Genomic DNA, 4,709 nt, shown 5'->3' on the forward strand with positions numbered 1-4,709 from the left:
GTACAGGGGAGAAGCACCGACGACGGGAAGATCACCTTCCCCAAGGACGGACTCGATGTCCGTCAAGGCAGCGGGGCGTGGGGAACCGTGCACGCCGACAAGGCCGACCTCAACGGCATCAACACTGAATGGGTACAGGGGAGAAGCGCTGACGACGGATGGATCAGCTTCCCCAAGGAAGGCGTGAACGTGCGCAAGGGGGCCGGACAAGCCTGGGGAACCGTGTTTGCTGACAAGGCCGACGTGAACGACGTGATCACCAAGCAAGTCCACGGATCAGGCGAAGGCAAGGGGTATATCCAGTTCCTGGACCAAGACAAGGGCGTGCGGATATTCGGTGGTGTGTCCGCCGGCTGGATACGGGGACTTAACGATGACGAGGCATGGATCCGCTTCAACGAAAAGGGCATATGGGTGCTCAAGAACCAGAACGGCAAGCGTGAGAGCGCGAACGTGGGGTGCGCAACGATCAATGATCGGCCCGCATGATCACGGTGTAATCAGCACTGTCGGCGGATGACAGGGACAGGGGTCAAGGTCGTTCGGACGTAGGGTACTCCACCTTGATCCCTGTGCCTGGCCTGCTCCCAGAGGGGCGGGACGGCGGCGGGATGACCGGCCGGGGCGGGCTTCCAAGCGGATCACTGTGAGGAAGATGAGTAGCTCACGTAGGCACTGGCAAGCCTGTTTCCGGGAGCCAGCCTGGGAGCCATCGAGGCGGACGGTGGCGAACATCAGCGGATCGATCTGAACAACTGGACTGCTCGCAGCCTTCGCGGTGAACTGGTCCGAACGGTCCTGGACATTGATTGGGGACCTACGGATCTCAATGTCAGGCTGAGTCTTACTTCCGCAGCGAGCTGGCCGGTGGGAGGGGACGGAAAGGTCCATTCCTTTGTCGAACCTCCTCCTCGACGCCGTCGGTCTGCCGGAGTGAGCGCGCGGTCAACGTGGAGCGCCCGCAGCGCAGCAAGGACGAACGACGTTGACAGTGCCGAGCGCCGGCGCACACTCACTGTCGGAGGAGGGGCTCGGGTGACTCACTACGGATCTGCCGTGATGGCTTGCTTCTGACGTGTCCACGAGCCCTGAACACCGGCTTTATCCGGGCTGAGCGGCGTGACTTGATAGGAGCCTGGTAGATCCCTCAATTGAGATATGTCGGCCGCCCGGCCCGGATGTCCCCTAAAGAACGGAGACATCTCCATGATGGTGTTCGGCATCGACCCGCACAAGCAGACTCACACCGCGGTGGCGGTGGATGAACTGGGCCGCAGGAAGGCAGAACGGACCGTCGCCGCCCGGAGGGAGGGGCATCTGCAGCTGCTGGTTTGGGCGGGCAAGCTCACCACCGATCGGGTCTGGGCAGTGGAAGGCGTCCGGCATGTGGCCGGCAATCTGGTCCGCGACCTGCTGGCCGCCGGCGAGAAGGTGATCCCCGTACCGCCCAAGATGATGGCCGCAGAACGCCGCGGCGGCCGTGAGCACGGCAAATCCGACCCGATCGACGCGCTGGCCATCGCCCGCCTGGCCCTGCGTGAGAGAGCCGATCTGCCGCTGGCGGTGCTGGATGAGCACACCCGCCCGATCCGGCTGCTGGTCGATCATCGCGACGCGCTGATCAAGGAACGCACCCGGGTGATCAACCGGTTCCGCTGGATGCTCCACGACCTGGCCCCCGATCTCGCACCTGCTCGGCGCACCTTGGCGCACAGCGCCACACGCGTCCGGCTGGCCGCCCAGCTCGAGAGCACCTCCCGTCGGGTCGCCTGCGCCCAACTGACTCACATCGACCTGCTGTCGACGCAGGCCAACGCCGTCGAAGCCGAACTCAAGGCGCTGGTCGAGCCCCTTGCGACCGGGCTCCTGGCCGTGACCGGTGTCAGCGTGCTGACCGCTGCCAAGCTCCTGGGAGAGATCGGTGACATTCGCCGTTTCCGGACCACCGCCGCGTTCGCCCGGCATAACGGTACCGCCCCGATACCGGTCTGGAGTGGCAAGAGCGAGGTCCATCGGCTCAACCGCGCTGGAAACCGGCAGCTCAACGCGGCCCTTCACCGCATCGCCCTCACCCAGAGCCGATGCCACCCCGGCGCCCGCCAACTGCTGGAACGCCGCCGGCAAACCCACCACGACACCACCAAAGGCGGCCTGCGCGTCCTCAAACGACACCTGTCAGATGTGGTCTATCGCGTCATGATCGCCGATATTGAAGCCCGGGACATCGCTCCGACGCAAGCCCATCAAGCAGTCGCTTGACATAGGAGCGTCTCAAGGCTAGAGGTCGGGATCTTCGTGACAAGCAAGGGGGACTCTGGCTACCAACGTTACGTCCGAGGCGCGAGCCCTCTTTGCCGGTTCTTAGGAGATTTGTCGGTGTGAGTACCTATAGTCATTCCGCAGGCCAAGATCTACGCGGGGGAAAGTTGCCCAAAGTTCCCGACAGTCGCAAGCCGAGCCGCGCTGCTGTCAATGCGCTTCGTACGCTGCTGGAACGGCACAATCACATCGTTCAGGAGATCGATGGTCAGAATGACTTCGGCGAAGACTTGCATGTGACGTTCGTCGCAAACAGACAGTTCACCGGCGATATGATCAAAATTCAGGTCAAGGGTGGTCGTTCGTGGCGCAGGAAGAGTGACTACAGCATGCCGGTTGGCCGCCACGGTGACACATGGTCTAACGGGAACGTGCCGGTTATTTGTGTCGTTCAAGACCCGGAGACAGAAAACCTTTATTGGGCCAATGCCACGCAGCAACTGCTTTCGGCGCGCCGTGAGCGGAGAATCCTGAAGGCTATAGCGATCAGTGCCGAGGACCTTCTAAACGATGCATCTATGGCCGACTTCGTCTTCCAAGCACGCGGTTATGCGAGTCGTTACCGGGGAAACCAGGCGATTCGTATCCGACTCGGTGAGATGGCGGGCGTCGAGTTTGGGTCTTCCGACATTGTGAAGCACTTCGTCAATGTCCATGGCGAGGACCTGATCTTCCGGCAGTGCCGAGGAGAAGGATATGCGACGCTGCTCCACAGCGATCTCGATTGGAAACCAGAGTACATTGGTCCTGAGATGCTTCGATTCGACACACCAATGGGATTACCCGGCCATGGCTCTGCGCCCACGGTTGGTGGGGTCATCCTTGAGCTGTCCGAAGCGATGTGGCTGGCTGCGTGCTTCAGAGCAACCGATTGGGCGCGTGAAGCTGTCCCGGGACAGGAGCCTCCAACCAAAGTTGAGGTTCTGAACGATTACGTTTCTAAATGCATTTATCGCCGCCTTGCAGCAGTTCCGGACCTTCTGGCCTTGTCGCTCAGCATCCTGCGGTCAGGATCTGATGTCGCACCGAACGTTCTGGACGAGATCAGAAAATTGCAGTCGGATGCTGACATACTCAAAGAGGCGCACTCGGCCTCATGGGAAACCTGGGATGATATGTCTCCCAAAGCCCAGCGGCTCACCACCCTCTACCTCATCAAAGATGTCGTGGTCGGGCCCGCTTCCCTGCCGATCGAGCAGCAGTTTCGAATCATCTGGCGCTGGAGCCAACCGTGGGGGGAGTACGGCTTTTCGGCGCGAGTAGGTCAGCCGAGTACTCGGCTGACCTCCCGGCGGGAGGTCGTGTCGGCTAGACACCTCGTGGCGGGAGACAAGATCTACTGGTTGAGCCGTCATGGAAACGAGCGAGGCCGACTTATCTCGGATATCTGGAAGTCCGAGGAGACGCCTGGAGCGATCTGTATTCGTTTTGAGCAGCAGTCGCTGGGAGATACTTTCTGGCCGGCCGAGCAGTTCGCTCGGGCAAAGCAGAAGTCGTATCAGGTTGGATAAATGAGCTCTTGGCTGCCCTGTCAATCTCTAGTCATTATGACGACGACCGGCCAGCGCGGAATATGCACGGGATGATCTTTATTGTGCGAATACAAGGTAAGCTCTTCTGCCCTGGTCAGAAGCACTGTCACTGCTTGGAACGTAGTCCTCTTGAAAACCGCTAGCGTTGCTCCGAGACGATGATGGGCGGTATGGAAGGTAGCGAGTTCGGCGCCGCTTGCAGCAACTCGTGGCTGAGCGCGTGGCAGCTCAATCTGGCTTGTGCGCAGGATTGTGGCGAGGGGGAGACACGGCGGATCTGGGCCAGGGTCGCCTTCGCGGCTCTCGACGGTGCCGAGCAGGCCGACTACCCCACCTGGAATGCGAACATGAGCCGTTTCAACCTTCGGGCGTTGCTGATCACTGACCTCGGTCCCGGCGATGATCCGCTGTGGGATCCGGATCAGCTGGCCTTGGATGTTCTGAAGGCCCTGCCGTTGAGCCTGGAGCAGGCGGCCGACTGAGCGGAGGACTGGTGGGCGCATCCTCGCGATGAGATCTTGGCATTGCGCATCTGCAAGAACCTCCTCGCCCCCATGGAACTGATCACTGATCGGCTGGCGGAGGGGCCGGTGAGGACGCAGATCGATCGCTGGATGGATCTCCGGCCGCGTCTGCCGTGACGTGCAATATGCGTGCAATGATCATGACGGCAGGGGAGCCGTGAACGTGCTGCGCGCCAGGTCAGAGGTCATGTCACCGGAAGAACGGCCACGGGCTGTAAAACCGTCGGCTCAGCCTACGCAGACATCCGATCTGCGTAGAGTGTCAAGCTCCCGGCTCTGACGAATAGCGTCAAGATCGTTTTCTGGAATGATGGAGGGATGTCTCGACCGCGAA

General features: G+C 61.1%; 4 protein-coding genes. All 4 read left to right on the plus strand.

The window, feature by feature from the left end; all coding sequences use genetic code 11:
* Window positions 1–489, plus strand: a 489-nt coding sequence (locus ACWD3H_RS47290) for a hypothetical protein (protein WP_451959749.1), incomplete at its 5' end; no start/stop codon positions are given.
* Window positions 490–1,206: 717 nt separating this feature from the next.
* Entirely contained in the window at window positions 1,207–2,259 is a 1,053-nt protein-coding gene (locus tag ACWD3H_RS47295; RefSeq protein WP_451959750.1) for an IS110 family transposase, read from the plus strand.
* A gap of 119 nt (window positions 2,260–2,378) precedes the next feature.
* Window positions 2,379–3,830, plus strand: a complete 1,452-nt coding sequence (locus ACWD3H_RS47300; RefSeq protein WP_451959751.1) for a DUF4365 domain-containing protein — start codon at window positions 2,379–2,381, stop codon at window positions 3,828–3,830.
* A gap of 191 nt (window positions 3,831–4,021) precedes the next feature.
* Entirely contained in the window at window positions 4,022–4,333 is a 312-nt protein-coding gene (locus ACWD3H_RS47305; protein WP_451959752.1) for a hypothetical protein, read from the plus strand.
* The last annotated feature ends 376 nt before the right edge of the window (window positions 4,334–4,709 follow it).

The sequence above is a fragment of the Streptosporangium sp. NPDC002607 genome (assembly GCF_053592655.1).

Excerpts from the sequence above, each read along its gene's own strand:
- ACWD3H_RS47295 (WP_451959750.1), top strand. The coding sequence starts at position 1,207 with ATGATGGTGTTCGGCATCGACCCGCACAAGCAGACTCACACCGCGGTG.
- ACWD3H_RS47305 (WP_451959752.1), top strand. The coding sequence starts at position 4,022 with ATGGAAGGTAGCGAGTTCGGCGCCGCTTGCAGCAACTCGTGGCTGAGC.